Genomic DNA, 1,679 nt, shown 5'->3' with positions numbered 1-1,679 from the left:
GATATTGCCGACGGGCCTTCGCCGGGAGAAGCGCACCTGCAGGGCCTTTTCGCATTTGTTTCCGGACAGCTCGACCGTAACCGCCGGGAGGAAGACCCGATGCTGGAAGCCGCGCTCAGCCGCCTCCAGGAAACCCAAGGCGCACTTTCGCTGAGAGATTTGCGGGATGAGCTGCGCATCACCGAAAGAAGTTTCGAACGCCGCTTCAAACAATACACCGGCATGAGCCCCAAGCTTTTCGCCCGCATCGCGCAGTTCCAGGCCTCGTTGCAGCAGCTGCGCGACAAGCAGTTTGATAAACTGTCGGATCTGGCGTACAGCAACGATTATGCGGACCAATCCCACTTCATCCGCACGTTCCGCGAATTTGCGGGCTGCAGCCCCCTGAAATTCCAGGAAGCCGGCCCTGTGAGCCATAACCCCAACGCGGTTTTGTCCCGCTAACATTCCCGTTCCCGATTTTGTCGGTTTTGTTCTATTTCTCCCAAGGCGCCCGCGGTAGCTTTGTTGAAAATTATCACCCATGCAACTCATCATCTTCGGCGCCAGCGGCGCAACCGGACGCCTCCTTACCCAACAAGCCCTTGAAGCCGGCCACCGCGTAACAGCCTTCGTCCGCAACCCGGCTTCCCTGCAAATCGACCATCCGCTGCTCACCAAATTATCCGGCGACGCGCTAGACGAATCTGCGGTGCGGGAAGCGGTGAAAGGGCACGACGCCGTGCTGTCTGCCCTGGGTTCGCCGGCCAACAAAATCGGTACGATCCGTTCGCAGGGAACGCTCAATATTATCAAAGCCATGCAGCATGCGGGCATCCGCCGGCTGGTGGTGCAGACTTCGCTGGGGTATGGCGACAGCAAAGCCACGCTGCGCCGCACGCCATTCGTATTCCGCCATATCATCGTACCGTTTATTTTGAAGAAAGGCTTCGCGGATCACGCCTTGCAGGAAACGCACGTCCGCAACAGCGGGCTGGATTGGGTGATCGTTCGCCCGGGGAACCTGACCGACGGGCCGCTGACGGAGAATTACCGCCATGGGTTCGCGCCGGATGATAATAAGATCCATGTAAAGGTTTCACGCGCCGATGTTGCGCATTTTATGTTACAACAAATCAAATCTCATGCATATCTCAGACAAACACCCGGTGTCTCTTACTGATGGTTTCCCCGGCATTATCTTGCTGGCGGCTGTGATCCTCACTTGCCTGTCGGCCGGGATCTTTTACGCCTACGCGGTGTCCGTGGTTCCGGGGCTGGCGCGGGTAAAGGATTCGGCGTACCTGGCGGCATACCAGTCCATCAACCGGGCGATTTTAAATCCCTGGTTCTTCATCGTATTCATGGCGCCGGTGTTTTTGTTGCCTTTCAGCGCCTGGCAGCAATATTCGCCACCGGCGGGCGGGGCCTGGTGGGCGCTTGCTGCGGCGGGAGCCGTTTATATTATCGGCGTGTTCGGGGTAACGGTGGTGTGTAATGTGCCGCTGAACGAATGGCTCGACAAGCAGGATCTTGCCACGGCAGGGGAGAGCACTTTGAAAGAATGGCGGCTGCGGTTCGAGGGGCCCTGGAACCGGTGGAATGTTGTGCGGACCGCGGCGTCTGTCGTGTCGGCGATATTGTCGGTCTGGGCGATGCTGAAGCTGAAGTAGTGAACTTTTGCGGGAGGAAATTCGTTT

At 58.0% G+C, this 1,679-nt stretch carries 3 protein-coding genes; all 3 read left to right on the top strand.

Features of this window, described 5'->3' with window-relative positions:
• On the top strand, positions 1 to 444 hold a 444-nt coding region (locus Q0510_RS20495), incomplete at its 5' end, for a helix-turn-helix transcriptional regulator (RefSeq protein ID WP_298715816.1).
• 79 nt (positions 445 to 523) lie between these two features.
• Entirely contained in the window at positions 524 to 1,162 is a 639-nt protein-coding gene (locus Q0510_RS20490; protein WP_298715814.1) for an NAD(P)-dependent oxidoreductase, read from the top strand.
• Positions 1,125 to 1,652 carry an anthrone oxygenase family protein gene (locus tag Q0510_RS20485; protein WP_298715812.1) on the top strand — a complete coding sequence of 176 codons (528 nt, stop codon included), beginning with the start codon at positions 1,125 to 1,127 and terminating at the stop codon, positions 1,650 to 1,652. The genes Q0510_RS20490 and Q0510_RS20485 overlap by 38 nt, the downstream gene beginning before the upstream one ends.
• The last annotated feature ends 27 nt before the right edge of the window (positions 1,653 to 1,679 follow it).

The sequence above is a fragment of the uncultured Chitinophaga sp. genome, from assembly GCF_937874145.1.
In the GTDB taxonomy this organism is placed as follows: domain Bacteria; phylum Bacteroidota; class Bacteroidia; order Chitinophagales; family Chitinophagaceae; genus Chitinophaga.
Note: the sequence above shows the minus strand (reverse complement) of the source record. Positions and strands in the feature narration are given on the sequence as shown.

Bases quoted from the DNA above. Each gene is read 5' to 3' on its own strand.
- Q0510_RS20490 (WP_298715814.1), top strand. From the start codon at position 524: ATGCAACTCATCATCTTCGGCGCCAGCGGCGCAACCGGACGCCTCCTT.
- Q0510_RS20485 (WP_298715812.1), top strand. From the start codon at position 1,125: ATGCATATCTCAGACAAACACCCGGTGTCTCTTACTGATGGTTTCCCC.